Genomic DNA, 23,894 nt, shown 5'->3' on the forward strand with positions numbered 1-23,894 from the left:
TCACTCGGTGTTGACGCGGACCTTCCCTGTGAGGAGATCCTGCATGAGGCCGCGTTTGAGGTCTTGAAGCGATTTCTTTGTTTTTCGCTCCTGTTCGATATTCTGATCCACAGTCTCTAGTATTGACACTATTTCCTTTTGTTCATCAATTGGCGGGAGTGGAAGAAGAATACTGGAATATTCTCCCGTGTTGATGTTCTCTTGTGCGCCTTGTCGCGTGATTCGAGATACCCAGCGATCATAGTTATTTGTCTGTGTAAAATAAAAAGCGAACTTGGGGTGAATGCGCGTCTGATCAAACTGAAATCGGATCAGATAACCAGCATATGCCGCCTCGGGATGGTCTTCTTGATAGAGGAGTGTCTTGCCGACTGTGGCACCGGTCCTCGCAAACACCAAGTCTCCAGGTTTCAGTTCGTATCCATCAGATACATCCCGTGAGATACTTTTAGGATCTTCTTCCTTGAGATGACCATCGTCAGCGATATCTGTAATTCGAAGATATCGAGGCTTTTCAGTATCGAACTCCTCTGCGCTGGCATTCACTCCGTATGCCGAATTCTCTGTGAGTTCACCGAGTCGCTCTGTTTCCCAACTTTCTGGAATCTGTCCAATAGTTGTCTGGTCCATTCCGGTGTTGACACCACCGGCCTTGTCGGCCGACTCTCCTAGATCAAGTATCCGTTCATGTTCGACCGCACCTTGGTGGAAGAGTTCCTGAAGCAACCCCTTGCGTAATTCTCCCCGTTTCTCGATGATCTCGATTGTCTGTTGAATCTGCTCGTCGACCGTTGAGAGGATGTCGGCGATACGGCGCTGTTCTGGGAGAGTAGGTAGCGGTAGCCGAAGCTTCTCAAATGAAGACTGCTTTACTCGCTTGTGACTGTTCGTACTGGACGCAGACGTCACTTTTGGATTGCTAGTGAATTCGTAACTACCGAAATAATAGTGGTAAAAATCAAGTTCAAGAGATCTCTTTGGTAATAGAGGCCAGTATTCGGTCGAACATATTGCGGGGAGGCTATGATCCTGTTTAACTCTCCAAAATCGTCGTTTTCGGATATTCAGCTTGGGGAACAGGATTGTGTCTTTTGGAACTCGGTATTTTTTACTCCCAATCTCGGACGCGAGGGTTTGAATAGGTTCTTGACCGGAATCGTACGCTGGCATTGAGTAGAGCATCACCTCGGACCCCGAGTCCAATCCACTAGGATCAAACGAATTTTTCTCTATCTCGAAAAGTTCCTTAACTGGGTAGATCTCCCAATCCTCGGGCAGCATGATCTCTCGTGGCCCTAATTGAACGATCTCATATCCGTCACGGGGATCTCCGAGGGCTACTTCACTGGTCATCGATACTCCAATTCCCCCATGTACTGCTCAAGTTTCTCGTCGGTTTTCTGACGCTCCTCGGCCAGTCGATCCAACTCCCGTAGCTTCTCGCTCACGTCGATCGGCTCCTCGGGTTCGGTAGTATCAACGTATCGTGGGACGTTCAGGTTCCAGTCGTTTTCCTCGATCTCCTCCAGATCAACCAGCCGACTGTGGTGGTCTTCCTCCCGACCAACCTGGAACGTCTCGGCGAGGTACTCGACACCGTCGTCGGTCAGTCGGTTCTGATTCGAGAGTTCTTCGAACACCTGCACCTCGGAGTCCCGAAGCGTCTGGTCCTCGGCGTAAATGAAGTGCACCTTGCCCTCGCGTTCTGCGGGCTTGTCCTTGTTCAGAATCAGGATACACCCCGGCGACGAGGTGTTGTAGAACAGGTTCTCCGGGAGCGCGATCACGGCCTCAACGAGGTCGTCCTCCAGGATCGGCTTGCGGATCTTCTTCTCCGAGCGCGAGCGGAACAGCACGCCATTATCCATGACGACGCCCGCCTTCCCGGTCTCGTTCAGCGAGGCGATCATGAGCTGGATCCACGTCCAGTCGCCACGGTTCGACGGCGGGAGCCCGTACGGGAAGCGGTTGTACGGCTCGTTGTCCTCGACCCACTCCTTGTTCCACTCCTTCTGGTTCCACATTGGGTTCGCGATGACCCGATCAAACACCTCGAGCTCGTCGTGTTTCGTGACGCGTTTGGGCTCCGTGATGGTATCGCCCTTCTCGATCTTCGCGTCGTACAGCTCGTGCAACAGGACGTTCATCTGGCCGATCGCCCAGGTGTTTAGGTTCTTCTCTTGGCCATACAGCGAGATGTCGTCCATCTCCCCGCCCGACTCGCGGATGTGCTCGGCGGAGTAGATGAGCATCCCGCCGGAGCCACAGCAGGGGTCGTAGACGCGATGGCCCGGCTCCGGATTCACGCACTTGACGATGAGACGGACGACCTCCCGCGGCGTGTAGAACTCGCCCCCCTTCTTGCCGGCGTCGTCGGCGAACTCGCGGATGAGGTACTCGTAGGCCCGCCCGAAGATGTCCGGATCCTCGAGATCCACGTTCCGGTACCGGTGCTTCGAGAAGTGCGAGACGAGGTCGGAGAGCAGTGAGTCGGGTAGCCTTTCCTTGTCGTTGAAATCGACCGTTGTGAGCACGCGGTCGGCGATAGGGTCGTTCTCGTCTTCGACCGTCGCGAGCGCCTTGTTTAGTGCTGCACCGACGTCGGTCTCCTGCGCTTTGATGTGGTCCCACCGGGCGCGTTCGGGAATCCAGAACTCTTTGTGGAGGTCACGGTCGTCTCTGGCGGTCTCTATCGGTATCCCGAGCTCCTCGGCAACCTCTTCCGTTTCCTCCTCGAAGCGGTCGTTCGCCCGCTTGAGGAACAACAGTCCGAAGATGTAGTTCTTGTAATCTGCTGAGTCGATGCTGCCGCGCAGTTTGTCCGCAGCCGCCCACAGATGCTTCTCGAGCGTCTCGAGCGTGAGTATATCAGATTCCGTGCCAGGGAGCGTTGCCTGGTCGCTATCAGCCATACATCTGGAATGATATCGCAAGGTAATAACACCAACGTCCACAGGATGTAGGGGGCCGACTCACCCTGTGGCTACACGCTACGCTGTCGGGATTCAAAACTCCGAGTTAGTAGTCCCGGGCGGATTTTGACCACCAAAAGTCTGCGTTCGCCATCGCTCGGCGTTTTCCTGTTCGCTCCAGCACAACTAACCCTTGCAGGATTACGACAATGAGAGTGACCAGATCCCCTACTACGACGACCTCAGGCCAGTCGTTCTGAATAGTGGGATGCTTCGATGAGCAATCCGTTCGACGAACTCAACCTCGACGCTGAGGGCGAACCGGAACCAGAGCCAAATCCCAAGCATCGAACCACTCCCTTCGGGCGATATACCGGGCGATATTAGAGAACTCGAAGTTCGTCAGCGCCCGTAGTACGCCCGCAGCGAGGGTCGCGTCGAGTCCGAGTTGGCGCTGGCCAAAGACAAGACCAATCCTGAGACGGTGGACAGATTACTCCACGAACACGACACCCCACACCTCCAGCACTCTCTAAAGAGAGCGCTCGAGAGGTTTTGAAACAACTCTCGAAAGAGGCCGTATCAATCCTGAGAGCGATTACGACCACCCTACGATGCACGGCGCGCGTCGAGCGGTCGGTTGGGACTCTACGACCCGACCAGTCCGAATGCGCACAGGAAGCGCTCCGACACACGTCAATCGAGACGACCCACGACTCGTATGTGGATCTGAAGACGAATGATTCAGCGAAGAGCATCGACGACGTGCGAAAATAGCCCTCCACCACGTTAACTTGTTCTGACGTTCTATTTACCTGGCCTAAATGCGAAAGATCGGTTCCGATGAGCCAGACCCCACCACTCGAACCGCCTACGAAGCAGGTGTCAGTGCTGTGGGTCGTGGATACGTCATCGTCAAAGACAAACCTGCACGGAAAGTGACTTACTGAACCCTGCATGGCAACACCTAATCGCACTATTTTACACCACTCTTTGTCGCCAATTTAGCTTTCACTAATATAATTGACCCTAGTAATATATACTGAAACGTTGTAGAATTGTCTGGTTGCCATCGAAAAACAAAGCAACCGGAAAGAAAAATGATTGAAAATTGGATTCCATTCGTGTTTAGCTACAGCACCGAACAGTTCGTAACGCATATCGAGGTACTAGTATACCTCTTTGTAATCGCCATGTTCATCGCAGCGATCGCATCACTGTTCCGTGGGTAGCTAAACACTCACGTCGTTCTTTTGAGCGGTGAATTATCAATTACCCGTCTCAGCATTTCTTTCATGGACGACTAAGAGGCACAATCTAATCAAGAAATCGGCAGCGAAAGAGCGGGCGAAATCGAATCTCCCTACAGATTCAGATAGCAACAGCGGCTCACAACAGTTCTGATCGCCCGAACAACGGAGAGCCATCGTCGAGTACGTCGACGAACAGGCTCGAAAAGAAATCGACGAACACGGGATGGATGCGTTCGAGGCCGTTCGGAACCGGGCACTGATCACCGTGATCGCGTACACGGGCGTTCGTGGAAGCGAGATACTGGCCGACTATCGCGATGATCGACGCGTCGGCCTCCGGTGGCACGCCGTCGACCTTGAGAACGGAACCATTCGCGTCTTAGGGAAGAGCCAGGAAACCGAAGACGTCGGTCTCACCGGGCAGACGATCAAACCCCTGCATCAACTTCGCCGAATTATCGATCCGCCATCCGAAGGCTGGCCCGTGTTTCCCTCGAGGCATCCGCCGTCGCTATACAAGAGAATCGAGGAGGAAGGATACGACAAACCGGACGGTGACCCCTGGGATTTCATGCTCGAGAACGACATCGAACCGCCCGCAATGAGTACCTCCGGTACTCGGACGCTATTCAAGCGACTCTCGAAGGAAGCCGACGTTCCTGGGTTGGATCTCGAGGCTGGAGAATATCTGACGTTGCACGGGGCTCGTCGAGGCGTCGGTGAAGCGCTGTATCGAGAACACGGTGCACAGCGAGCTCAACGAACGCTTCGTCACGCCGATCCAAAGACGACATCGAAGATGTACTCGCATATCGAAGCAAGCGAGTTGGGTGAAGACAATACGGCAGTTTTTGAAAGGGAGTGAGGGCCTTCTAATTGTTTTTGAGGACACCCTTATGAAGGTACAGCCGAGAATATTGTTAATGCCCTGTAATGAGTGTGGTAACATCTTAGGAGTTTCAAACTCACATTCAGATCAAAGGGACAAGTTTCTCTTTTGCCCCAATTGCCTAGGACTAGACTTGGAAGCTCAACCAATAGTAACAGGTAAAACCAACTATTTAATCAATAAATCGCGATTCACTGTGGAAAACATACCTAAGGCATTACAAGATTATCGAAAACATGATGTTCTATATTACCTTATAAGCAGGTTGAACAAAAGGAGTTATGATTTCTTTGATAGAAATGGTTTTCAGATTTTTGAATTCGGATATTTGGCACGATTGGTCCGAGGGGTACTTTGCTCAAACTACTCTGGCCAAAAACGTATAGAAAATTATTCAGGCTTTGACGAAGATATCACTATTCTTCGCAACAGCTATGCAATTCTACAAAGATTGTATTTGGATGCCAACGATCAGTTCATATATTGTGAGAAAAAGGACGGTACATCTGTTGACGCCAATAGGTTCACCAAAGACTATTCGTTCATATATACTGAGAAGTGGCTTGCATTTCGACGTATCGCCGAATCAATGTTCTGTGCAGACTATGATGAGTATGAGATATTTTCCAAAGTTATGGATGATATCAGGTATGAGATTGATTACAGATCAAGAGATACACCTGAAACAATAGAGGAGTTTGGGGACTACTGGTATGAATTAATTGTACAATTGAAAGTAATTGCATCAGTTGATGAGATGATTAGTGGTGTATACTATTCAAACCTAACCCCTGAAATAACAATAAATTATATAAATGATTTCTTATCTAATTTAGATAATTCTCTATCACTTGAACAAGCTAAGAATGCGGACAACGGTTATCCTGTGACTTTGGATAAGAAGACAGTTGAAAAGGCTGGAAAAGACGCTTTTGGCGGGTATTGGCCTGATGTACGAGATGAGGTGATTGTTAGTAAAAACAAACCAGAGGGACATCCGTTCTTATTCAAATTAGAACACACTGACCAGTTTTCAAAAGCGGATAGCACTGGGATGGCTACCGTTCGTAAAACGGCCTATTTATATCCACAACACTATGCCAGACTGATAAAATATCAAGTTTACCCACTACTTAGAAATAAGAATGCAGGACCCACTGGGCACGAAATTATTAAATCCGCAACAGAGAAAAGAACGAAACGATATGAGGAAAATTTCTACAAATATCTTAAGCAACATGCTCAAGAGTGCTATTTGAGACCTGAAATCACAGATTCGGATGGTAGTGAGTTGGACATTATATTGACAACGGATGATGAAGTCCACTTTATTGAATTGAAATTATTTGTTCCTACAATAAACCTCCGTGCATCAGATGGTCTGAGAGTCATTGACGAAAAGTTTGATCTTGAAATATTCAACGAAGAACCGACTACCGTCAATAGAAGCCCATCTGGCCCAACCCTCCCAGAAAAGATTGGAATGTGGTTGGACCTCGATGTAGACGACAGTTTCAATTCAGACAAATCAACACCTCTTGCTAAGGCAGCGAATAGAGTTACAGATCACTGGGAGGAAAATGACATAAAAGTGTACGTGGTGTCAAATTTAACTCCAACATACATTAAAAGACAAAACATTGAATTTCTGACGGACGTTGAATACATTTCGATGTTTGAAAAAGACGAAACAGTGATCTCAGAACGGATCTTTGATGGACCGGTCACTAAGGTACCTGACGAGAAAATCATTATCGAAGAAGATTGAGCGGCATGTTCTCGTTTTAATACGCCTCGAGCGTCCCCTTCTCGTCCTTACTCAGATACGCCTCGATCTCCTCACGCCGCCACCCTAGCGGCGAGACTACACTCTCGGCTGCCCGCTTGGCCTCAGTCTCATACCACTCGTAATCCACCCGATCAATGGCCTCGTGAGGCAGCCGAACCCGCTCACGACCTCGCTTGGAATCATCCGCAACTACATATCGAACGTCCTGGCCGGGATGTTTCTCGAGGCCCAGCGCCTTGGCTCGCTCGAGCGCTGCAACCGAAAGCGTCGACTGCGTATACTCCTCGAGTCGCTTCGAACTACGCATTCGAACTTCGAGATCCCCACTCGAGACCTCACCCTCCCGCAACGCCTCGAGTTCCTGTTTCAACCGATCACACACCGCCTCCGGCGTTCGACACTCACCCAACACCTCGATCAACTCTCGCTGCAAATCCGCGATCCAGGTGGGCGTCGACCGCTGGCGACACTCTATCCCGCGATACTTGTACCCGCCATCGATTTTCGCGCCAAAATACTTCGTGAGCGCTCCGGCCTCGCTATCTCGCATTGGGACAAAGGCCACCCAGTCGAACTGGGCTTCGTACTCGAGGCGAATCCCAACACTCGCTGTAATCTCGCGGGCGAGCTGTCGAAGATCGGTCTGTTCACAGTCGTCTCGAGCCTGGACCCAGAGACTATCGACGATGCCATGCACGACACGCCAGCCACCGGCCTCGAGTGCGTCTTTTGCCTCGAGCAAGATCTGGCGAGCGTAAGCGTTGATAGCCTCGTGGCACTCGATTCGCCCGAATTTGGCGTTCGAAAACCCCTGGTAGCCGAAACACGACACCAGTATCCACTTGATGGCTGCTGATTTGCGCTCGAGGGCCTCGCGTTCGTCGGGATCGTCATTCTCCCGAATTCGACGTTTGATTTCGTCTCGGTCACGGATCAGGGGCTCGAGTACGTCACAGAGATAGCCGCGTTCATCACACACTGAATAGCCTAACTCCGGTACATCAGCGCGGTCGCTATGGCAGTCACAACAGATGGTATCGGGCGAGACGTTTCGCTCGACGATGATATTGGGATACAGACTCGAGAAATCGAGTTCGTGAACGCCCTCGTGAAAGCCAACGTCGGGGGCGAACGTGAACCCACCTCGATCAGCCTGGTGTAGGGTTCGCATGGGTTTGAAAAACTCGTGACGCCACGAGCGCCACGGCGTCAACACACCTCGAGAGCGGGCTTCGTGGATCTGGATTGCCGTCAACACATTGCCGATAGACGCCCACGCAATCTCTTGCAGCGGCTTCGATGAGCGTCTCGCTAAATCCAGACAGCCCTCGAGTCCCGATTGGTCGTAAAAGAACATATTCGAGCGGTCGATAATCGCCCGGCCTGGAACGTTGTAGCGGGCCGGGGAGTGCCCAACCTGCCCGTAGCTTTCGAACGTCGACGCACCCGCGAGCGTTTGATACCCACCGAAGGGACCTCGCCCTAACTCGAAATCGGCGTAGCCATACTCGGTCGCTGTTGCGTACAGTTTTGGGGCGAGTTGACTATTCGAGAGTACCAACACATCGGGGTCGATGGCCTCGAGCGTCTCCTGAACGGCCACGATGGCTTTCTCGGCATCCCCGTTAGCTTCGACCGTCGTTTCTTCGTCAGGGACGGTCACGGAGATGGTCTCGAGAATATCGTCCGTGAGCGCCGTCTCTGGGGCGCTGATTTCGACCGTTCGCAGGTCGCGTTCGGGCGTCGGCGTCTGGCCTGTCTCGAGGCAATACCGGAACTCCTGCGAGAAATCCACATTGTAGCAGGTGATCGAACCCGGTTTGCCACGGCCTCGAAGCCAGCGAGCGAGTTCGTCGACGCCCGCGATATCGGCGACGTCGATTGTGACGACTAGCTCTGGCCCTTCGCGAAAGCCACGGCGTAAACGCTCGAGTGCTGTATCGACGGTCAGCGGGTGTCGCTCGAGTGCTGCGAGCAGTGACTCGAAGGTTTCCTCACCTCGATCTTCGGGGATGGCGTAGATCGTCGGCTTGTATGAGGAGTTCTCGAGACGCTCGAGGCCATCCCCCGTATCGGTGGCGTGCCATTCAACGACGCTATCGGTGAGATAGTCGACTTTGAACAGGCCGTTAGGCATCGACATTAGCCGGTTCCTCCGCTCGATCTGAGTGTTTCTCGGCAGTCTCGGCACTCTCGAGCGCTTCGAGCGTCTCGAGTGCCTGCTGTAACTCCTCGAGTTCGGCTTCGAATTCCTGGAGGTGGCGTTCGTGCTCGAGAGCGATTGAGAGCAAGATGGCGGGCATCGGGTCGGTGGGATTCTGGTGACCTGACGCGTCGGCGTGAGCGCGGGCGTATTCGAACAGTCGGTCGAAGTGCTCCTGGTGATCGTATCGCAACGCCCGGCGGTAGGTCGCCCACTGCTCTTCGAGATGGCGCAGTTGGTCGCGAAACGTTGGATTCGTCCGACCCATCTCAGACCACCGTCGTGGTTTCGGGTGAAATTGGCTGGGCCAGCCGGTACAGTGGTTCGCGGGCTTTGAGAACTTGCTCCCAGAACGCGAGCGTCGTCTGCACCCAGCCGTTACCTTCGGGATAGACGAGCGTCTCGAATTCCTCGCCAATGAATCGCGGCCCCATCCCCGTCGAAACGCACTCGAGGTGTTGGCTGGCACAGTTCGCGATTGGCTCTGCAAACGTATCGTCGCGAACGCGTGTCGTGAGGACAGGTATCTCGAGGCGTCGAGCAACGCCTGCGAGCGTGGCGAGCGCGTCCATCAGCATGGTTTGGCCTTCCCCGTCGTAGAGATCGGTATCACGGTAGTGGTGATCGAGCGCTGGCACAACGATCAGGCCGGGTTGGTCGACTTCGGAACTCCGTTCGAGGCGTTCGACGAGCGTCTCGAGTAACGCAGCGTGCTGGTAGGCGGTGAATCCACGGGCGATAGCAATGCGGTCGAGGATTCGGTCGCTCGGTGCGATATCCGTCAGTGGGCGTGTACTGCCAAAGCCCCGACTGTCGATCCACGTTGCCCGTGTATTCTCGAGCAAGACGTGATCGACGACCAGGGCGTGCAGCGCACCCCGGAGTGTCGATCTGGAGTCGGGCGTCTCGAGTAAGACGAGGCCGGACTCAAGTGGTGGGAGTTCGGGAAACTCGAGACGGTCATCATCTGGTGGTATCGCTGTATCAGTTCCCATACTCGAAAGTCAGTGCAGTAGGGATTAAACGCGGCGAGGGGGTGTTCGGAAATTCGGATAATTCGTTTGGTTGGTGGATTCTTGCTCGAGAGCGTCTGTAAAGTCGGTTTGTGAAGATCAGTATCCGAAAACCGATGTTCGGTTATCTGAATAACTGATGGACGGTGTGTTATAGTGGTGCTTGCATCGATCAGTAGAGATGCACGCTGGACAAGGAAAGACCCATCAGTGCATAGGTAATATTTTTATAATATGGTGAACGGTAATTCTCACTCAAGAAGGGGACTCAGCTTTATTTTCGTCTTCGCACTTCTTGTACTTCTCCTAATAGCCTCAAGAGGCGCTATGGGGGCCGTATATGCGTATTTTTCTAACGTCAACTGGGCGGCTGGCCTACTATTCCTCATACTTACAAGTATAATCCCTGTTTGGCTTGTTCTCCGATACGTTGGTTCTCACGGTGAGGAGTAAAATCCCTGTACTGCTCGTGTTTGCAATCCGAACGAACTCTTCCAAACACGCTCGGTGGCCGAGAACAGTCTGAGTTACCCCCAGATCATGAACCCGCCGACGAAAACTGCCGCTGTGAGTGTAAAGATCAATCCTGCAAGCATGAGTCGTAGCTTTACTTCTAGCGATGTCAATGTGTCCCCCCGTCCCCCGTACACCGAATCGACAGTTCGAGCCCCCCAGCCCGTTCTGTTGCTACCGCGTCACTTCGGTGTGGACATCTAAACAATAGACTCCAGTGTACATAGGTATATTGTAATTGTTATACTAACAAACAAGTTAACATACCAAAACCTAAGGCTTTATCTAACCCGCTTGGGTTAGTGACTCTATGTACGATTTGACCGGTTTTCAGCGCGATTTGTTGTATGTGGCGGCAGGAGTCGACGAATCGCACGGTCTCGCAATCAAAGCAGAGATGGAAGCATACTACGAAAACGAAGTGTTCACTGGGCGTCTCTACCCAAATCTGGACGAACTCGCAGACAAAGGATTACTGGAAAAAGAAGCGGCCGACCGACGCACCAACAGTTACACGATCACCCGGCGAGGACGACGGGAACTCAAGGCTCGGCGTGAATGGGAGTCACAGTACGTTGGTTTCTGAACACGCATTATACATAATTCTGTGGCGTCGGACATTGAGCACACAAATGTTGGTGGTCCGTAAGATTTTAATGTAGTACTACATCGGAACAAACGAGACTCGAGGCAAACTCTCGAGTCCGAAATCGAACGATGGCACACCCCAAGCACCACTATAGCGATAGCGACGTATCGACTGCGACGACGACTGCAACCATTGCCAGACCCGGTGGCGACGAAACGCTGTCACTCGAGGATATCGAAGACGGCGAACTGATTCGTTGTGTGAACCCGGCCTACGAGGACCTAACATGGTTCTACGGCTTCGACGGCAACGGAACCCTGTGTACCTATCACGAGATGGAAGGCTACGCTGAAAGCCGGACGACCACTCGTAAGAAGGCTGAATCGTCGATTGAACACGAACAGATTCAGGTCGATATCGTCGACCGCGAGACGCTCGAGGAGTACCAACAGGGCGCTCTCGAGAGCGAGGAGGGCCGGTAAGATGTCGGTCGAAATCGAGACACCGTATCCCGTGACGGGAGAAATCGAGTTGACGCCTTACGGCTACTCCCTTTCGCTCCCATGCGAGACTGAATGGATTACCGAACACGAGAACGGTGACCTGGCCGGGTGTGCAGCCGCCGATATTCGTCGTCAACACGGCGTTGGCGCGACTGTCGAAGTAACCTGGCGGGCAAACGGACGGTACGATATCGGAGCAGTGACGGACAAATCCGAACGCCTGAAACTCGAGGAGAGCCCCATCGACACAGCCTGTATCGAAACCAACGATGGCGTCTTATTGAAAGTCGATGGCAACGTCGTCGAAACCGATCAGTCGGCGGCAAAGCTGCTCGCGAACGAAATCATCGAAACGCTCGAGTTACATGTCGCTGGCGACAGCGACGGGGCTCGATAATGGCCGAAAGCAACATGGAACGCGTCTCGCTTCGCATTCCAAAAGCGAATCTCGAGGCTATCGAGCAGATGGTCGAGGATGGCGTGTTTCCGAATCGGTCGGAAGCCCTCCGATCGGGCGTCGTCTCGGTGATCAACGAACACGCAGCCCGGCCACCGATCGAAGCCGATGGCTCTGGCATACTCGACAGCAAAGAGGAACAGAGTCGGCGGGAGCGAACGCGGGAGAAATACGGGACGCTCAACCCCAGCGGTGCGTTGCTCGCCAGCGACGAAGCCCTACGGTCGGAACTCCCAGCGGTGTTGGCAAACTCCCAGGCTGATGGCGCTCGAATCATGAAGGCCAACGGCACACAGAATACGGCCGCTATCGAGTTGACCTATCACGTCGACGGGCGACTCGGTTCGCGGGTGTTCGGCCTCGAGCGAGATAGCGGCGACGTCCATCCCGACGACGTTCGTATCGTCCAACTCGGACAGACGTACGTGGCTCTCGAGCCCGGTGCGACCGTCCGTGATCTATACGCTCGGTCGATGGGGCTCACGTCGGGTGGCTACCCGGAGACGCTCGAGGACGCACTCTCGACGATAGCCGTGATTCGCGAGAGCGATTTCAACGAACTCGAGATGCCACATCCTGACGATTACGTACCCTACAATCTCGAGTGTATCGGGGACGAGGCGGTGTTGTGTACCCACCTGGTGCCTGCGTCCGAACAGCCGGTGTATCCAGAGGGACTCGAGGATTCCGGGGTGACTGAATCATGAACGTGCCTCTGAAGTGTCGTCACGACCCGGAACTCGAGAGTTCCTGCCCAAAACTGAAAGGGAATGGACCCTTTGAGGTTTACCACGGTGGTGGTGGACGATACCACGGTACTGATGGTGGTTTTCGTGGTGATAGCCCTGCCCTGGTATGGGTGCTAATTACTTTCCAAGGCGGTATTGACTCTCTTTCGTATGCATATCAATCAGTGAGGAAGGACGTAATATTGCCACCGCTTCGACGATGTGTCGTTCTGAACAAGGATAGTGGTCGGTCAACTCGAGGCGGATCGGCATGAGCGAGCACGCAACGCATGAAGACGATAGTGAGCAAACTATATCCGAAGGTACCGTACTTCGGAAGAAAGACACAGGCGACGAGTATCAGCTTGTTGACGACGATGCACTTGGTATCGTCGCCACCGAGATAGGTGACCGAACGCTTTCGGATGAGCAGGCTCCCGAAGTGGGCGACGACTGCATTCGTCCGAATTGCGACGGTACGGTAAAGGACGTTAATGGTCGGCGCTGGTGTAGTGAGGGTTGTTTAGAGTGGTTACGAACGACCCCTGCACAGGGCGACGAGTGCGATAAATACGGCGACAAATGCGACGGTCACCTCGATGTGACTGTCAACGACAATGGCCAAGTCAACCATAAATGTGACACCTGCTCGAGAGAGGGATGGTCGGCAGAGATCACGTGGCGAGAGTCTTGGCTCCCCTTCTACGACCGCAACGTAGAGACGGGCAGTGAGCATTCTGAACGGGGTGACTCGAGGTGAGTACCAACGCCGATTCAGACCCACTCGAGACCCTATTCGGAGACGAAGCCGACCGGCCCGATGAAATCGAACTCGAGGACGCCACTGTCGACACCAAGCTGTTCCACGAGCGCCTGACCCAACTGGCTCAGGCTGCCGAAAGCCTCGAGACACTCGCCACGGATCTACGAGCGCTTCAACGCTCCGGGCTAACCGATGAGGACGTAGTAGACTTGCTGTACGGTCGCAATGCCAGTCTGACGAAAGAGTCGATTCGAACGACCCTCGAGACGACTGACGAGATTATCCAGGCGCTCGAGGGCGAAAAACGCGTTCGTAAACGGGAGTTGTTGATCGGGCTGCTGTACGATCAGACCGATCTAGGGAAACGCGAGACAGAGAGTGTCGTCGAAGAACTCGAGGCACTCGTCGAGCGCTATGGGTACGACGACCTCCGAAACGGAGGTGATTCGGAGTGAGCGAGAACGCTACGCAAGAAGACGGAACTGAGCAATTTATGGGTGGGAATGGGCTAACCTGTCCCTTCCAGTCAGCATTCCTGAGACGCAATGATCGACGGTGGGTTAAAGCCTCCCGCGCTTCCGATTTCGAAGCGAACGATGACACACCGTTGATCGCCGTCGACATGTTCCGTTGTGTCGATTTCCTGCTCACCGTCAGTGGCGACGACTCTGACGAGATAACGGCCGGAACTACCGACAGGGGATTCCTCCACGATCTCCGATCCCGGCTCAACAGAATACGTCTCCGAAAAACGGGTTTCTCCGCTCTCAACGACGCTTACATCAACTTCTTGTATCTCATTGTGTCGATTTCGAACGGAAATGGTATCCAACATCGGCTCTGCTGGTTCGTCGTCGAGGTACGTGCAACCAGCCGTACCGAGGAGAGAACCGCTAGCTACCGCCAAGAGGGCCCGTCTCTGCATATCGTTTCTTCTCATTCCTTGGCCAATACGTTTCTGATAATTAGTCCGTCTTCTAGAACAAGGAATACCCGCTCACTACAGCCAGGTACTGAGCAACCAAACGAGGGTGGGTCGGCGTGAGCGAGAACGCTGCTCGAGGCGAGTATCGCCCGCCCTGCGAAGCGGTTGGTCACATGGGCGAAAGTGCCAACTACGACGGACTGGAACGCCGTGTCTGTCCGACCTGTCGCCTGTACTTCGATACGGGCGAGGATTCAGATACCGTGTTCTGCGGTACATCCTGTCGCCGTCGATACGAAGATGGCCTGCGAGCAGACGGCGGCACCGACAAGGCACTCGAGGAAGTCTACCAGGACCGCAATCTACTGGCCTGTGCGCTCGCGGAAGCGACAGGTGCGCCCTCCGGGTGGAAACCCGACCCGGAGAGCCCCGACGAGTGGGCTATCGTCTGGATCCAGACGCCGATGGGTCAGGTTTCCTGGCACGTCCCTCGAGCAATGGTCGGAACCGACCAACTCGGGCTTCACCCACGAGATTCGGAGTACGACGGCTACACGCGCGAGGAAAAGAACGACCGGCTTGCTGCATGGGCCAAACGGGGGTGTCCGTACTGATGGCCGCCGAAACCGATATCGACAAAGATCGGCGGCGGGCGATTGCACAGGACGCCCTCGAGACAGGCTTCGAAGACCCGTACTGGCTGCACAATCTCGCCCGGTGTCTGTGGTTCCAAAACGAAGCCTACGACGACCTCCTCGAGACAGTCGAACAGCTTCGCGAAGACGCCGATCGACTCGAGCGAGCATACGAGCGTATCGAGGACGGTGAGTTGCTCCCAGCGGAAGCCGCGCTGTACATCGCTGAAGGCGTGCATTTCGGTGAGTACCACACCCGCCAACACCTGTACGATGGCCTGCCAATCGGTGGTGATGGCGGTGAGTGATCGTTGCTCGAGCGAGACTGGGCGTTCCGTTCCGACACCGGAAGAGGGAGAACTAACCGGCACACTCGAGAAGGTTGCTCGAACCGGACACGCGCAATGTCGGCTCTGTGACCACGTTGTAAACGGAGACAGCTTCGGGGAGATATTTCAGGCGTTGGCCGAACACGGCGAGGAAGCCCACGAGTGGGATAACCGTACAGGGTGGTCAGTTGGCCCGGAAACCAACCAGGGTGAAACCGATGAGTGACCGATCATCACCTTCGGAGTGCCACCACTGCGGGGCTACCCGCGAGGGACACAGCTATCTCGTTCTGTATGGTGACTGGAACCCAGAGCGCGACGGATTCTCGAGGGCACCGATCGCCGAACCTGTGTGTCGATCCTGTTGGCGAGAGGACTACCAGCGAACAGTTGGCGCACACTGGGAGGTGGACGATGCCGACACGCTCTGGAACGTACTCGAGGCATCGAACGGCGAACTCGTAGCCGACCTATACGGCCTGTTCGTCGGGGGTCGCCCGTACGTTCGCGTCGTCGACGGCGAGTTACAGTGTCTCGGCATCAAAACGAAGGCCAACCGCGAGGCCCAGGTACTCCGGGTCGTTCCAAAATTCATCGATGTCGACCGGGCGTGGTTCGACGAACTCTTCAACGCGGATTCAGACCGGCCAACGATAGCGATTATCCGCCCGGTCGAAGAGACGCCGTTCGGTGACGTTCGAGATCGGGGCGGCGACAGTCACAAAATCGAGACGTGGGTGGAACCATGACCGACCACGGCGACGATAAGATGGGCAAAGCGTGGCTTCGCGACGTTGCCTTGCTCCTTGAGACAGGCGATGAGGTGACGGTCGTCGCGAGCGATACCACGCGTTCGCTGACGGTCGCCGAACCCGCCCAGCAGGTCAACCGCGAGCCCTATCGGTGTAACGCTACGCTGGTGACACTCGAGGGCTACGGCACCCAGTACACGCTCGAAATCCCGATGAGCGACAAACCCGCGAAGCTGGTGTTTCCCTCGAATCCCGTGTTCGGACCCTTCGTAAAGCAACTGCAACTCGATGAGGAGTCGGTGGCGAAAGCCGCCGAAGCAGCCCGACGTGACTCGAAAGCCGAGCCTGAGCCCGGCCCTCAAGAGATTATCTCGGATATGTCGGTCGTCGATTACCTGGAGGGTGAGCTACGATGAAGATGCTCTCTGTCGAGACGGTGAACGACTTGCCGATCTGGAGCGACGGCCCCCGACTCGAGACACCAACGCTCGAGCGACCGGGCACGCGCTACGTGCTGGCCGGGGCGGGCGTGTGGGCGTTCGTGCTTGCGTCCGTGTTTGCCGACCTGTATACGACTGCCTACGGCCTCGAAATGGGTGCTCGAGAGACCAACGACGTCGCCGTGATGGTTCTTGAGGGGTATGGTCTCTACGGGCTGGCCGTGTTGAAGGCGGCTATCACTGGCGTCGTCGCGGCGCTCTCGGTGGCGCTGTACGCTGTTGGTGACCCATACCGGTCGTCGCTCTGGATGCCGATGCTTGCGGGCCTGCTATGGCTTGCAGCCGGGCTCTGGAACGCCTACCAGATCGTTGGTGTCCAAGGGGTGGTTCTGTGAGCGAACCAAACCTGGACCTCGAGACGCTTGCAAGGAAAATCGACGAGACGCGAATCACGTACGAAAGCGTCGGCTCTGGAGTTCGAATTCACGGGCAGACCTTTACGCTCGAGTTTGCCGATAGCCTCGAGCCCGAGGTGTTCTGTGATACGCTGTCGACTCCGGATGAACCGTGGCAGATGTTCGGACTTACCTCCCAAATCGGCGACGACTACCACAAGCTGTTGGGGACGTTGATCCATGTTGAAGACGGCGAAGTGGTCGATGCTTCGAAGATCACACTCGAGGTATCGCCAGCGTGGGCTCGCGTCTACGTCAAAGAAGCGTGTTGTGAACACAGAGCCGCCGAATTCGTTCAAAGCGTGTGTGAGGAGTTCGACGCCGAACCACTGTTCGCGAATCCTACCAGGGATGAAGGCGAGGAGGTGAGCGACTAAATGGCCCTACTTGACCACACTCGAGAGTTACGCTCGGCCCGTCGATTATTGTATGAGTGCGAAGGGACACCCTTTGCACCCAGCGAACGCACCCACCCGCTCGTCGAACGACTCGAGGGGCGACGGACGAACGCCGACCTCGACGCCCGAAACTGGCTCGAGGCGCTCGAGGCCACCGAGGGTGAGATAGCGATTTACCTCGAGTTGGCCGCCGATCACGAGTGGTGGCTGGCCTTTGACGCCGATAGCACTGGTAGCGAGTACGACAGAGAGTTTGACGGCCCGTACCATCACTGGTCGACGCACCCTTCGGGACCGTGGAAACACAGTTCGAAATCCCGGTCGATCATGCTGGCTTTGCTCGAGGAACTCTACGAATTCGAGAATCAGATTCGGGCGTCTCGAGTCGTTCGACTCGATGAATCGCCCAAATTCGTTCGACACAAGGTAAACGAAAATGAGTGAAACCACACCAAATCCGACCGTCGACGTTGAATCGTACATGCAAGCCGATATCGAACGCCTCGAGCGAGCAAGCGCACCCGCGTTACACCGGCTTCGAGACTTCAAAGTGATAGGCGCACACGCCGATATCGTCGGTGAGGCTATCGATTACGCTATCTCGAGGCATCATCACCGCAAAAGCCTAGGATGTGAGGGTTGGCGAGACCTGCTTAAAGCCGCCAACGGCGAGTTCTGTCTGCGTTTCGACAGCGATGCTACGATTTCGCTGGTTCGATGGGCGTACAACGACGTCTATCTCGTGAAGAAAATATGGACTGATCCGTGGCCCGAAGTTCGCGAACGCGGTGAAGTAGCGTATTCACTTCGAGGACCTGCAGCTACTCGAGGGCACTTCCTCGATCACCTGCTGTGTTCACACCGAAACCCCACGATATTGCTTCGAGAGAATCACTTCGACGAACCCCGGCCAGACGGCGAAGTGATCGATCACTCCGGCGACACTGAGGAGAAATTCGACGTGTTGATCCATGCCACCCGCGAGCAGATCGATGAGAAACTCGAGGGAAACGTTCCCGACGATCACCATTGCTATTGGACGGTCAACGGAACGCCACGGCAAACGGCCACCGGGCAACGCGTGTGGTTTGAAACCGGCGGGGAGATCGTCGCTGGAGCCCGGATTGTCGGTCTCGAGAGCGGAAAGCTCTGGTTCGAGCCCGCCCTCGAGACGAGATTTTACCCACCGAAAGAGCCGCCGGAACGTGGGTTTGCGTATATCGAACCGCCACAGCGGCGACTCGAGGTACACGAGAGGAACGGCGATGAGTAGCTCGGATGATTTTAACGTCCAGGCACTAAGACACTATTATGCCACCTCGAACATACGAGTGCCCATCACCAGACGATTGCGAGTTCGTCGCTGGCGGCGCTGCCGAACTCGCCGCACACGTCAATACCGAACACGCTGGCGAGTTCAAACGCGAAGACTGGCCCGATACCGAAGTCGCTCGAGCCCGCCGGGCTGGAGAGCAGAGTGCCGACGAAGAATAGACGAAAACTCGAGGGACCGGGAGAACACCTCGAAACCCCGATCGATCACGCTGGATTTGCTCGAGGAGTTGTGCCAATTCGGCTTTGTTGAAACCCTCTGTATTTGATACCTTTGTCCCGGTCGTAGTCAATACAGGTGGATAACTCAGCTTCAGTTCCAACTAGAATATACTGAAAACATCCAATAGTTTATCAATATATTTGTCATACTTCCCTTCTTTCTCTTCCTCTTCGTCGGACGGTTCTGTATCTATCCTATCGCCAGCCATGGATAAACAATTGATATGAGCAGAAATCAGCCTTCTGGTCATAATAGACGTTCACTTCACAGCTCTCATCGACCGGCTGTTTCACGCGAGAATATATCTGATGAATAGGATTTCAACAGAGCCGCCAATTCTATAACCGGATTCGAGCAACTCGAGTAGTGCGCCCTACTTTTTGACCGCCGGGAACTCCCCGTCTCGAGTGTAGCCAATCATCTGTGCAACGGCGTGGGTCTGACAATCCTCGAGCGTATACGAGACGCGACCGCTAGACCACAGCGTACGTTGGGGAACCGCCCGGTCACCCGGTCTGCCTACGAGCACATCGAATCCATCGGAAAGCGTGGCCCTCGAGAGTCGAACCCAGGCCCCATCCTCGTTCGCCAATCGGATGGATGTCTCTGAGACATGCGTGTTGGCCCGCCACTGGTCGGTCAGCCCCTCCCACTCATGGATGGTCTCGCCATCGACGAGGATTTCCTCGCTCTTTGCGAGCTGGTCGAAGATTCGTTCGGCGGCAATCTCGAGGTCGGCCTTCGAGAACGTTTCCGGCCCCTGCTGTTCGTCTGCTTCGGCGTTCGTATCGTACATAGTCGTGGTCACCGTGTCCGGTTTCCCGGTCACAACTACTCCTACAAACACCAGTAACTTATAATTTACTATTGTATAATTACTATACGCCGTCTCGAGGTAATCGGGTTAGCGGTCGCTCGAAAAAAGCGTGAGTGCGCTGGTTAGGAGTTGTTCAATCCCACCAGGCGCGAACGACGTAGCGCTTTCCGGGCACCGTTTGCCCGATAGTTGCGCCCATCATTTGCGTGGGATAGGTGTCTGCCTCGAGATGGGCACCCAACTCGGACGGACGGGCGTCGTCGAGAACGCCCATCACGTAGGGCGCACAGTCGGTCCACACGTAGACGACGGGAGAGCCCTCACGGCCAACGACGACTCGAGAGCCATCCGGTAGCGCCTCGAGCGCGTCACACACGGCGTCGGCGTCGAAGTAGTTGTACTGGTTGATGACTCGGATGCACGCTTTCGCCACGTCGACTGAGAGCCAGCCGGTGTGGTAGGCGGTCGAACGCCGTGGCCGACCATCGATCACGCGCTGGTGGATCGCCGAGTGCGTGTTGTGTCTCGAGTCACCGTAGGCTTCGGCGGTACAACGGACGACATCCCATTCGTACTCTGGGGCGTACATCACGCCGTAGTAGCCGGTCTGTCGTTTCGACTGGTATACCCTCGAATCCGTGCTGTAGGGATAAGCATAGCTGGGTTCGTCGAACTGTTCATCACTGCAATCGGTCGCTAAGGATCTGTGTTCGTTCATCGGTCACCTTCGAGCGCGACGGTTTCCCGCTCGCTCGCATTTCATTCTATACACCCCACCCATATCAGTGTTACTATTGTATCATAACTTATTTAGTGTCCGGGCTCCTACTACAGAGTGTGGCCGGGGAAACCGGGCCACAAGGTGACCACGACAGATGGACACAATTCCAATTGATGGCGATTTGGTCGGGAAAACGAGCGGGACGGTTGCACACCCGCCGTACTACGAAGACCAGACCGTCGAAGTCCGGGTGTATCGCAACGTCGAACGCAACTTATTGTTGCTCGAGCGTCGGTATCCGAACTGTACGCTCGTGTCCGAATTCGATATCCTGAGCACAACGACCGTACGCTCGAGAGTCGACCCGGATAAACACCCGAAGTACGTGCTTCGAGCAGTGGCGGCAATGGGCTTCGATACGATTAAGCAGCCAGAATAGCGCCGAAACCACACCGTCGAATTATTTCTTTGTATGCAATAATCCAATAGTAACTACTAAGTAGGTGGCACGCTGAGTGGGTAGTAGACACCGGGAAACCGGTGTTGGTGACCACGACTATGCAAGATGAAATCGACGACGGCGACGAACTGACCGACGAATCGATGAGCGAAGACATTCTGACCGGCGAGAGCCACCTCGAGCCCCGGTATATGCCAAACTGGGGCGACGGTGCGATGGGGCGCGTACATCTCGAGGGCGAACTCGAGTTCAATCCAGAGACGCCAGCCCGACAAGTGGCCGACGCGCTATGGGACGTATCCGAGCAGATCGGGGCGGTAGTCAGTCACACTCCCAAGGCAGGAACGATTCGGTGTTACCCCTGGAACGGCCCCGGACACTTCCGTCTGAACTACGATGCTGAGGACCGCAACGCCCGTGTCGCGTCGATCACCGTCTTTGACGGCGCTGGGGAGCCCGCCAGCCACATCTCGATGGATGACTTGATCGTCGAAGGCGAACGCGCGACAGACGTGCTCAAGGCGCTCGAGGCGAATATGAAAGCAGCGACCGAAGAGAGCGATAATGGATCCATCTATCGGATCACAACCGATGGCCTCGAGCCCGTGACTCGAGACGAAGTAGGGTTCTAAAGCCAGAATCCGCTTTTCGGTTGGATACACAGCGAGAATTCACAGATAAAGATATATCGGTTGCAGATCCATCGAAAGCATGGCTGAGTTTACTGAAGATTTGAGTGACGAAGAGCTACTCGGAATTTGTTTGGCTTTCGGTGCTGCAATCGGTATGACCGTCGGGTTTTCCATCGGGTTCATCAACAATGATTTGCTAATGTGGGCACCGATGGGGACCGCAATCGGCGTTTCTATGGGCCTGTTGTTCTGGATTGGGGTGTCCGACCAAACTGATTTCTAAGCCTTGGGGTACGGTCACCTTTGTAAGCCTTGTATGCCATAATACAATAGTAATAGATTTATACCCATAGTGAGTACGCTAGGGTGACGCCAGGAAACCGGCGGTGACCACGATGGAACGACGAAACACAGCAGACGAAGACGCATTGGACGAAACGACCGGTATCACCCACCACGACGAAGGTGTCTCGTGTGAGGTGACGATACAGGATGGCTCTTCTTCCGACCGCGTTCGCGTGAAGGCCAAACTCAAATCCCGAACGCTCGAGACCTTCCAGGGAGAGAAAGACGAGTTCCTCGATGCGATCCGAGACAGTGCCGAAGAGTCACGCGAGATTCAACAGGACGTTTTCGAGGCAGACGAATGAGCGCAACAGCACACCGTGAGAGCGAATCGATCACCGAGACTGCCGAAGCCCTTCGACAAGCGTTGCTTGGCCTCGAGACAGTCTGTGGCCCAGCACAGATCGAAGCCGACACCTACCGGGAGACGTCGATCGACTACGAACTGAAGGCCGCCATCAACGGCTGGCAGCCCTGGGGTGAGAGTGCAGCCCGCCAGTTCGTCGGGGACTGTCTCGAGTGTGCCTCGAGCGACCTCGAGAATATGTGGTACAAAGCGTTGGTGACGATTGACCACTCGGCGGTTCGATAGGAGGGCACACCCCTTCCTTTCCACTCGAGTTTTTAATTTTTGAGATAGCGCTCGAGCTATCGGTTTGGGCATCGGAATTGTTTTTTACGTCACCGAGAAAGCATAGGTGTCGCGCTGCCGGTGGACCAACGCTAAGGATCTTAATTCCGTCGTGGTCACCGCGGGCCTCGCCCGTTCACGATGTTCGGCCACCGTAGCAGGCGACGTTTCTACACTCTCGAGTGGCTACTGGGTAAGTTAGTCTCTGCTCTGTTGAACCTCCAGTAAATGATGTTTTTTGGGAACCGTGTTGCCTACAGAGACCTCATCCGTCGTGCTAACAAAAGCACTTACACTGGTTGTGTGGTGAGAGAGTCTATGGACGAGCTTCAAACAGTTGGGATTTTAGGCGGTATGAGCAGTGAATCCACAATTGAGTATTACCGTCGTATTGATGAGGGCATCAATGATGTGTACGGTGGCCACGCTGCAAGCGACCTTCTAATACGGAGTGTGAACTTCGCTGAAATCGAACGGTGTATCCGAAACGAGCAGTGGGATACTGCTGCAGAGATTCTGACTAAAGCTGCCCGTGATCTTGAACGCGGTGGTGCTGATTTCCTCATCATGGCGACGAACACGATGCATAAAGTCGCGCCCCAACTAACCGATGCACTCTCGATACCATTCCTTCACATCGTCGACGTCACAGCCGATGCGATACTAGCCGAAAACATCCAGAAGGTCGGTGTCCTTGGAACGAAGACCACGATGGAAGCCCCGTTTTACCGTGACCGATTCGCGAATCATGGTATTGAGGTCGTCACCCCGGACGCTGAGGACCGCGAGGCGGTCAATTCCATCATATTCGACGAACTGACGAACGGTCTTGTCCGGGAAGAATCCAAAGAACGGTATCTTTCTGTGATCGATACGTTGACCGCGAAGGAGGCAGGCGGTCTTGTTTTAGGCTGTACGGAGATCGAAATGCTCGTAAAACAAAGCGACCGCCCCGATGTACCGATGTTCGATACGACAGCACTGCACACCGAACGCGCAATACAGCGATGTCTCCCCGAATGATTCGAACGATCTAGAATCGTCCAAACTGCCATGTCGTGTACGTGCTGTCTAATTCTGTGACCGACACCTGTGCCAGATGTTCGCCACAGGCCCCAGTCACAGACATCTGTTACAGATATCTATTACAGATATCTATTACATACATCTGTTACAGATGACCAGCA

29 protein-coding genes and 2 pseudogenes are annotated in these 23,894 nt (G+C 54.5%); 23 read left to right on the forward strand and 8 right to left on the reverse strand.

The features are described from left to right. On the reverse strand, window positions 1-1,353 hold the full coding sequence (locus NLK60_RS17315; protein ID WP_254810625.1) for a restriction endonuclease subunit S: 1,353 nt from the start codon (window positions 1,351-1,353) through the stop codon (window positions 1-3). Further along, window positions 1,350-2,912 carry a type I restriction-modification system subunit M gene (locus NLK60_RS17320; protein WP_254810626.1) on the reverse strand — a complete coding sequence of 521 codons (1,563 nt, stop codon included), beginning with the start codon at window positions 2,910-2,912 and terminating at the stop codon, window positions 1,350-1,352. Before NLK60_RS17320 ends, NLK60_RS17315 begins: the two co-directional genes overlap by 4 nt. Before the next feature lie 1,257 nt (window positions 2,913-4,169). On the opposite strand from NLK60_RS17320, the pseudogene NLK60_RS17330 reads away from it, so the two are divergent. Both NLK60_RS17330 and NLK60_RS17335 read left to right on the forward strand, forming a co-directional pair. Continuing rightward, a pseudogene (locus tag NLK60_RS17330) lies at window positions 4,170-5,030 on the forward strand (tyrosine-type recombinase/integrase); the annotation flags it as partial. 58 nt (window positions 5,031-5,088) lie between these two features. Continuing rightward, window positions 5,089-6,822: a hypothetical protein gene (locus NLK60_RS17335; protein WP_254810627.1), complete on the forward strand. Its 1,734-nt coding sequence runs from the start codon at window positions 5,089-5,091 to the stop codon at window positions 6,820-6,822. 16 nt (window positions 6,823-6,838) lie between these two features. Here NLK60_RS17335 and NLK60_RS17340 read toward each other — a convergent pair whose 3' ends face one another. Genes NLK60_RS17340 through NLK60_RS17350 form a run of 3 tightly spaced genes read right to left on the reverse strand, consistent with a single transcriptional unit; the run spans window position 6,839 to window position 10,041 of the window. Continuing rightward, a complete protein-coding gene (locus NLK60_RS17340) occupies window positions 6,839-8,980 on the reverse strand; it encodes a type B DNA-directed DNA polymerase (RefSeq protein ID WP_254810722.1) in 2,142 nt (713 codons plus the stop codon). Then, complete coding sequence (locus NLK60_RS17345; protein ID WP_254810628.1) at window positions 8,973-9,314, reverse strand: DUF8156 family protein; 342 nt, start codon at window positions 9,312-9,314, stop codon at window positions 8,973-8,975. Before NLK60_RS17345 ends, NLK60_RS17340 begins: the two co-directional genes overlap by 8 nt. Before the next feature lies 1 nt (window position 9,315). Next, window positions 9,316-10,041, reverse strand: a complete 726-nt coding sequence (locus NLK60_RS17350) for a hypothetical protein (RefSeq protein ID WP_254810629.1) — start codon at window positions 10,039-10,041, stop codon at window positions 9,316-9,318. A gap of 841 nt (window positions 10,042-10,882) precedes the next feature. On the opposite strand from NLK60_RS17350, the gene NLK60_RS17355 reads away from it, so the two are divergent. The 5 genes and pseudogenes from NLK60_RS17355 to NLK60_RS17375 all read left to right on the forward strand — a co-directional run bounded on the left by NLK60_RS17355 (window position 10,883) and on the right by NLK60_RS17375 (window position 14,067). Beyond that, window positions 10,883-11,158 (forward strand): helix-turn-helix transcriptional regulator, encoded by a 276-nt coding sequence (locus NLK60_RS17355; RefSeq protein ID WP_254810630.1) that lies wholly within the window; start codon window positions 10,883-10,885, stop codon window positions 11,156-11,158. A gap of 131 nt (window positions 11,159-11,289) precedes the next feature. Beyond that, on the forward strand, window positions 11,290-11,643 hold the full coding sequence (locus tag NLK60_RS17360; protein ID WP_254810631.1) for a hypothetical protein: 354 nt from the start codon (window positions 11,290-11,292) through the stop codon (window positions 11,641-11,643). A 1-nt stretch (window position 11,644) separates the two neighbouring features. Further along, a complete protein-coding gene (locus tag NLK60_RS17365; protein ID WP_254810632.1) occupies window positions 11,645-12,061 on the forward strand; it encodes a hypothetical protein in 417 nt (138 codons plus the stop codon). 14 nt (window positions 12,062-12,075) lie between these two features. Continuing rightward, a pseudogene (locus NLK60_RS17370) lies at window positions 12,076-12,201 on the forward strand (ribbon-helix-helix domain-containing protein); the annotation flags it as partial. Window positions 12,202-13,605: 1,404 nt separating this feature from the next. Beyond that, window positions 13,606-14,067, forward strand: coding sequence for a hypothetical protein (locus NLK60_RS17375; RefSeq protein ID WP_254810633.1), 462 nt, complete (start codon window positions 13,606-13,608; stop codon window positions 14,065-14,067). 71 nt (window positions 14,068-14,138) lie between these two features. Here NLK60_RS17375 and NLK60_RS19820 read toward each other — a convergent pair whose 3' ends face one another. Beyond that, a complete protein-coding gene (locus NLK60_RS19820) occupies window positions 14,139-14,552 on the reverse strand; it encodes an Ig-like domain-containing protein (protein ID WP_484555228.1) in 414 nt (137 codons plus the stop codon). A 101-nt stretch (window positions 14,553-14,653) separates the two neighbouring features. On the opposite strand from NLK60_RS19820, the gene NLK60_RS17380 reads away from it, so the two are divergent. Genes NLK60_RS17380 through NLK60_RS17425 form a run of 10 tightly spaced genes read left to right on the forward strand, consistent with a single transcriptional unit; the run spans window position 14,654 to window position 19,040 of the window. Beyond that, window positions 14,654-15,151: a WDGH domain-containing protein gene (locus NLK60_RS17380; RefSeq protein WP_254810634.1), complete on the forward strand. Its 498-nt coding sequence runs from the start codon at window positions 14,654-14,656 to the stop codon at window positions 15,149-15,151. After that, entirely contained in the window at window positions 15,151-15,480 is a 330-nt protein-coding gene (locus NLK60_RS17385; protein ID WP_254810635.1) for a hypothetical protein, read from the forward strand. The genes NLK60_RS17380 and NLK60_RS17385 overlap by 1 nt, the downstream gene beginning before the upstream one ends. After that, window positions 15,473-15,727 carry a hypothetical protein gene (locus tag NLK60_RS17390; protein WP_254810636.1) on the forward strand — a complete coding sequence of 85 codons (255 nt, stop codon included), beginning with the start codon at window positions 15,473-15,475 and terminating at the stop codon, window positions 15,725-15,727. The genes NLK60_RS17385 and NLK60_RS17390 overlap by 8 nt, the downstream gene beginning before the upstream one ends. After that, window positions 15,720-16,250, forward strand: coding sequence for a hypothetical protein (locus tag NLK60_RS17395; RefSeq protein ID WP_254810637.1), 531 nt, complete (start codon window positions 15,720-15,722; stop codon window positions 16,248-16,250). The genes NLK60_RS17390 and NLK60_RS17395 overlap by 8 nt, the downstream gene beginning before the upstream one ends. Further along, window positions 16,247-16,669 carry a hypothetical protein gene (locus NLK60_RS17400; RefSeq protein ID WP_254810638.1) on the forward strand — a complete coding sequence of 141 codons (423 nt, stop codon included), beginning with the start codon at window positions 16,247-16,249 and terminating at the stop codon, window positions 16,667-16,669. The genes NLK60_RS17395 and NLK60_RS17400 overlap by 4 nt, the downstream gene beginning before the upstream one ends. Then, the gene (locus NLK60_RS17405; protein ID WP_254810639.1) at window positions 16,666-17,088 is read left to right on the forward strand and encodes a hypothetical protein; all 423 of its coding nucleotides are present in this window, start codon (window positions 16,666-16,668) and stop codon (window positions 17,086-17,088) included. The genes NLK60_RS17400 and NLK60_RS17405 overlap by 4 nt, the downstream gene beginning before the upstream one ends. Beyond that, window positions 17,085-17,525: a hypothetical protein gene (locus NLK60_RS17410; protein ID WP_254810640.1), complete on the forward strand. Its 441-nt coding sequence runs from the start codon at window positions 17,085-17,087 to the stop codon at window positions 17,523-17,525. The genes NLK60_RS17405 and NLK60_RS17410 overlap by 4 nt, the downstream gene beginning before the upstream one ends. After that, entirely contained in the window at window positions 17,526-17,990 is a 465-nt protein-coding gene (locus tag NLK60_RS17415) for a hypothetical protein (RefSeq protein ID WP_254810641.1), read from the forward strand. Beyond that, a complete protein-coding gene (locus NLK60_RS17420; protein ID WP_254810642.1) occupies window positions 17,983-18,819 on the forward strand; it encodes a hypothetical protein in 837 nt (278 codons plus the stop codon). Before NLK60_RS17415 ends, NLK60_RS17420 begins: the two co-directional genes overlap by 8 nt. 38 nt (window positions 18,820-18,857) lie before the next feature. Beyond that, entirely contained in the window at window positions 18,858-19,040 is a 183-nt protein-coding gene (locus NLK60_RS17425) for a hypothetical protein (protein WP_254810643.1), read from the forward strand. Window positions 19,041-19,474: 434 nt separating this feature from the next. Here NLK60_RS17425 and NLK60_RS17430 read toward each other — a convergent pair whose 3' ends face one another. Together NLK60_RS17430 and NLK60_RS17435 are read right to left on the reverse strand one after the other, a co-directional pair. Continuing rightward, on the reverse strand, window positions 19,475-19,897 hold the full coding sequence (locus NLK60_RS17430) for a hypothetical protein (RefSeq protein ID WP_254810644.1): 423 nt from the start codon (window positions 19,895-19,897) through the stop codon (window positions 19,475-19,477). 154 nt (window positions 19,898-20,051) lie between these two features. After that, entirely contained in the window at window positions 20,052-20,636 is a 585-nt protein-coding gene (locus NLK60_RS17435; protein ID WP_254810645.1) for a hypothetical protein, read from the reverse strand. A 157-nt stretch (window positions 20,637-20,793) separates the two neighbouring features. Here NLK60_RS17435 and NLK60_RS17440 point away from each other — a divergent pair, with 157 nt between their 5' ends. From NLK60_RS17440 to NLK60_RS17465, 6 genes are all read left to right on the forward strand, one after another. Next, entirely contained in the window at window positions 20,794-21,078 is a 285-nt protein-coding gene (locus NLK60_RS17440; protein ID WP_254810646.1) for a hypothetical protein, read from the forward strand. 119 nt (window positions 21,079-21,197) lie between these two features. Continuing rightward, complete coding sequence (locus NLK60_RS17445) at window positions 21,198-21,731, forward strand: hypothetical protein (RefSeq protein WP_254810647.1); 534 nt, start codon at window positions 21,198-21,200, stop codon at window positions 21,729-21,731. A gap of 79 nt (window positions 21,732-21,810) precedes the next feature. Then, window positions 21,811-22,014, forward strand: coding sequence for a hypothetical protein (locus NLK60_RS17450; RefSeq protein WP_254810648.1), 204 nt, complete (start codon window positions 21,811-21,813; stop codon window positions 22,012-22,014). 112 nt (window positions 22,015-22,126) lie between these two features. After that, window positions 22,127-22,381: a hypothetical protein gene (locus tag NLK60_RS17455; protein WP_254810649.1), complete on the forward strand. Its 255-nt coding sequence runs from the start codon at window positions 22,127-22,129 to the stop codon at window positions 22,379-22,381. Beyond that, window positions 22,378-22,668 carry a hypothetical protein gene (locus NLK60_RS17460; protein ID WP_254810650.1) on the forward strand — a complete coding sequence of 97 codons (291 nt, stop codon included), beginning with the start codon at window positions 22,378-22,380 and terminating at the stop codon, window positions 22,666-22,668. The genes NLK60_RS17455 and NLK60_RS17460 overlap by 4 nt, the downstream gene beginning before the upstream one ends. Before the next feature lie 357 nt (window positions 22,669-23,025). After that, entirely contained in the window at window positions 23,026-23,730 is a 705-nt protein-coding gene (locus NLK60_RS17465; RefSeq protein WP_254810651.1) for an aspartate/glutamate racemase family protein, read from the forward strand. Window positions 23,731-23,894 lie beyond the last annotated feature (164 nt).

The organism is Natronosalvus amylolyticus, assembly GCF_024298845.1.
Classification (GTDB): Archaea; Halobacteriota; Halobacteria; order Halobacteriales; family Natrialbaceae; genus Natronosalvus; species Natronosalvus amylolyticus.

What these genes read in the sequence shown, in the direction of transcription:
- NLK60_RS17315 (WP_254810625.1), bottom strand. Translation starts at nt 1,353, where the DNA reads ATGACCAGTGAAGTAGCCCTCGGAGATCCCCGTGACGGATATGAGATC.
- NLK60_RS17320 (WP_254810626.1), bottom strand. Translation starts at nt 2,912, where the DNA reads ATGGCTGATAGCGACCAGGCAACGCTCCCTGGCACGGAATCTGATATA.
- NLK60_RS17335 (WP_254810627.1), top strand. Translation starts at nt 5,089, where the DNA reads ATGCCCTGTAATGAGTGTGGTAACATCTTAGGAGTTTCAAACTCACAT.
- NLK60_RS17340 (WP_254810722.1), bottom strand. Translation starts at nt 8,980, where the DNA reads ATGCCTAACGGCCTGTTCAAAGTCGACTATCTCACCGATAGCGTCGTT.
- NLK60_RS17345 (WP_254810628.1), bottom strand. Translation starts at nt 9,314, where the DNA reads ATGGGTCGGACGAATCCAACGTTTCGCGACCAACTGCGCCATCTCGAA.
- NLK60_RS17350 (WP_254810629.1), bottom strand. Translation starts at nt 10,041, where the DNA reads ATGGGAACTGATACAGCGATACCACCAGATGATGACCGTCTCGAGTTT.
- NLK60_RS17355 (WP_254810630.1), top strand. Translation starts at nt 10,883, where the DNA reads ATGTACGATTTGACCGGTTTTCAGCGCGATTTGTTGTATGTGGCGGCA.
- NLK60_RS17360 (WP_254810631.1), top strand. Translation starts at nt 11,290, where the DNA reads ATGGCACACCCCAAGCACCACTATAGCGATAGCGACGTATCGACTGCG.
- NLK60_RS17365 (WP_254810632.1), top strand. Translation starts at nt 11,645, where the DNA reads ATGTCGGTCGAAATCGAGACACCGTATCCCGTGACGGGAGAAATCGAG.
- NLK60_RS19820 (WP_484555228.1), bottom strand. Translation starts at nt 14,552, where the DNA reads ATGAGAAGAAACGATATGCAGAGACGGGCCCTCTTGGCGGTAGCTAGC.
- NLK60_RS17385 (WP_254810635.1), top strand. Translation starts at nt 15,151, where the DNA reads ATGGCCGCCGAAACCGATATCGACAAAGATCGGCGGCGGGCGATTGCA.
- NLK60_RS17395 (WP_254810637.1), top strand. Translation starts at nt 15,720, where the DNA reads ATGAGTGACCGATCATCACCTTCGGAGTGCCACCACTGCGGGGCTACC.
- NLK60_RS17400 (WP_254810638.1), top strand. Translation starts at nt 16,247, where the DNA reads ATGACCGACCACGGCGACGATAAGATGGGCAAAGCGTGGCTTCGCGAC.
- NLK60_RS17405 (WP_254810639.1), top strand. Translation starts at nt 16,666, where the DNA reads ATGAAGATGCTCTCTGTCGAGACGGTGAACGACTTGCCGATCTGGAGC.
- NLK60_RS17415 (WP_254810641.1), top strand. Translation starts at nt 17,526, where the DNA reads ATGGCCCTACTTGACCACACTCGAGAGTTACGCTCGGCCCGTCGATTA.
- NLK60_RS17420 (WP_254810642.1), top strand. Translation starts at nt 17,983, where the DNA reads ATGAGTGAAACCACACCAAATCCGACCGTCGACGTTGAATCGTACATG.
- NLK60_RS17425 (WP_254810643.1), top strand. Translation starts at nt 18,858, where the DNA reads ATGCCACCTCGAACATACGAGTGCCCATCACCAGACGATTGCGAGTTC.
- NLK60_RS17430 (WP_254810644.1), bottom strand. Translation starts at nt 19,897, where the DNA reads ATGTACGATACGAACGCCGAAGCAGACGAACAGCAGGGGCCGGAAACG.
- NLK60_RS17435 (WP_254810645.1), bottom strand. Translation starts at nt 20,636, where the DNA reads ATGAACGAACACAGATCCTTAGCGACCGATTGCAGTGATGAACAGTTC.
- NLK60_RS17440 (WP_254810646.1), top strand. Translation starts at nt 20,794, where the DNA reads ATGGACACAATTCCAATTGATGGCGATTTGGTCGGGAAAACGAGCGGG.
- NLK60_RS17445 (WP_254810647.1), top strand. Translation starts at nt 21,198, where the DNA reads ATGCAAGATGAAATCGACGACGGCGACGAACTGACCGACGAATCGATG.
- NLK60_RS17450 (WP_254810648.1), top strand. Translation starts at nt 21,811, where the DNA reads ATGGCTGAGTTTACTGAAGATTTGAGTGACGAAGAGCTACTCGGAATT.
- NLK60_RS17455 (WP_254810649.1), top strand. Translation starts at nt 22,127, where the DNA reads ATGGAACGACGAAACACAGCAGACGAAGACGCATTGGACGAAACGACC.
- NLK60_RS17460 (WP_254810650.1), top strand. Translation starts at nt 22,378, where the DNA reads ATGAGCGCAACAGCACACCGTGAGAGCGAATCGATCACCGAGACTGCC.
- NLK60_RS17465 (WP_254810651.1), top strand. Translation starts at nt 23,026, where the DNA reads ATGGACGAGCTTCAAACAGTTGGGATTTTAGGCGGTATGAGCAGTGAA.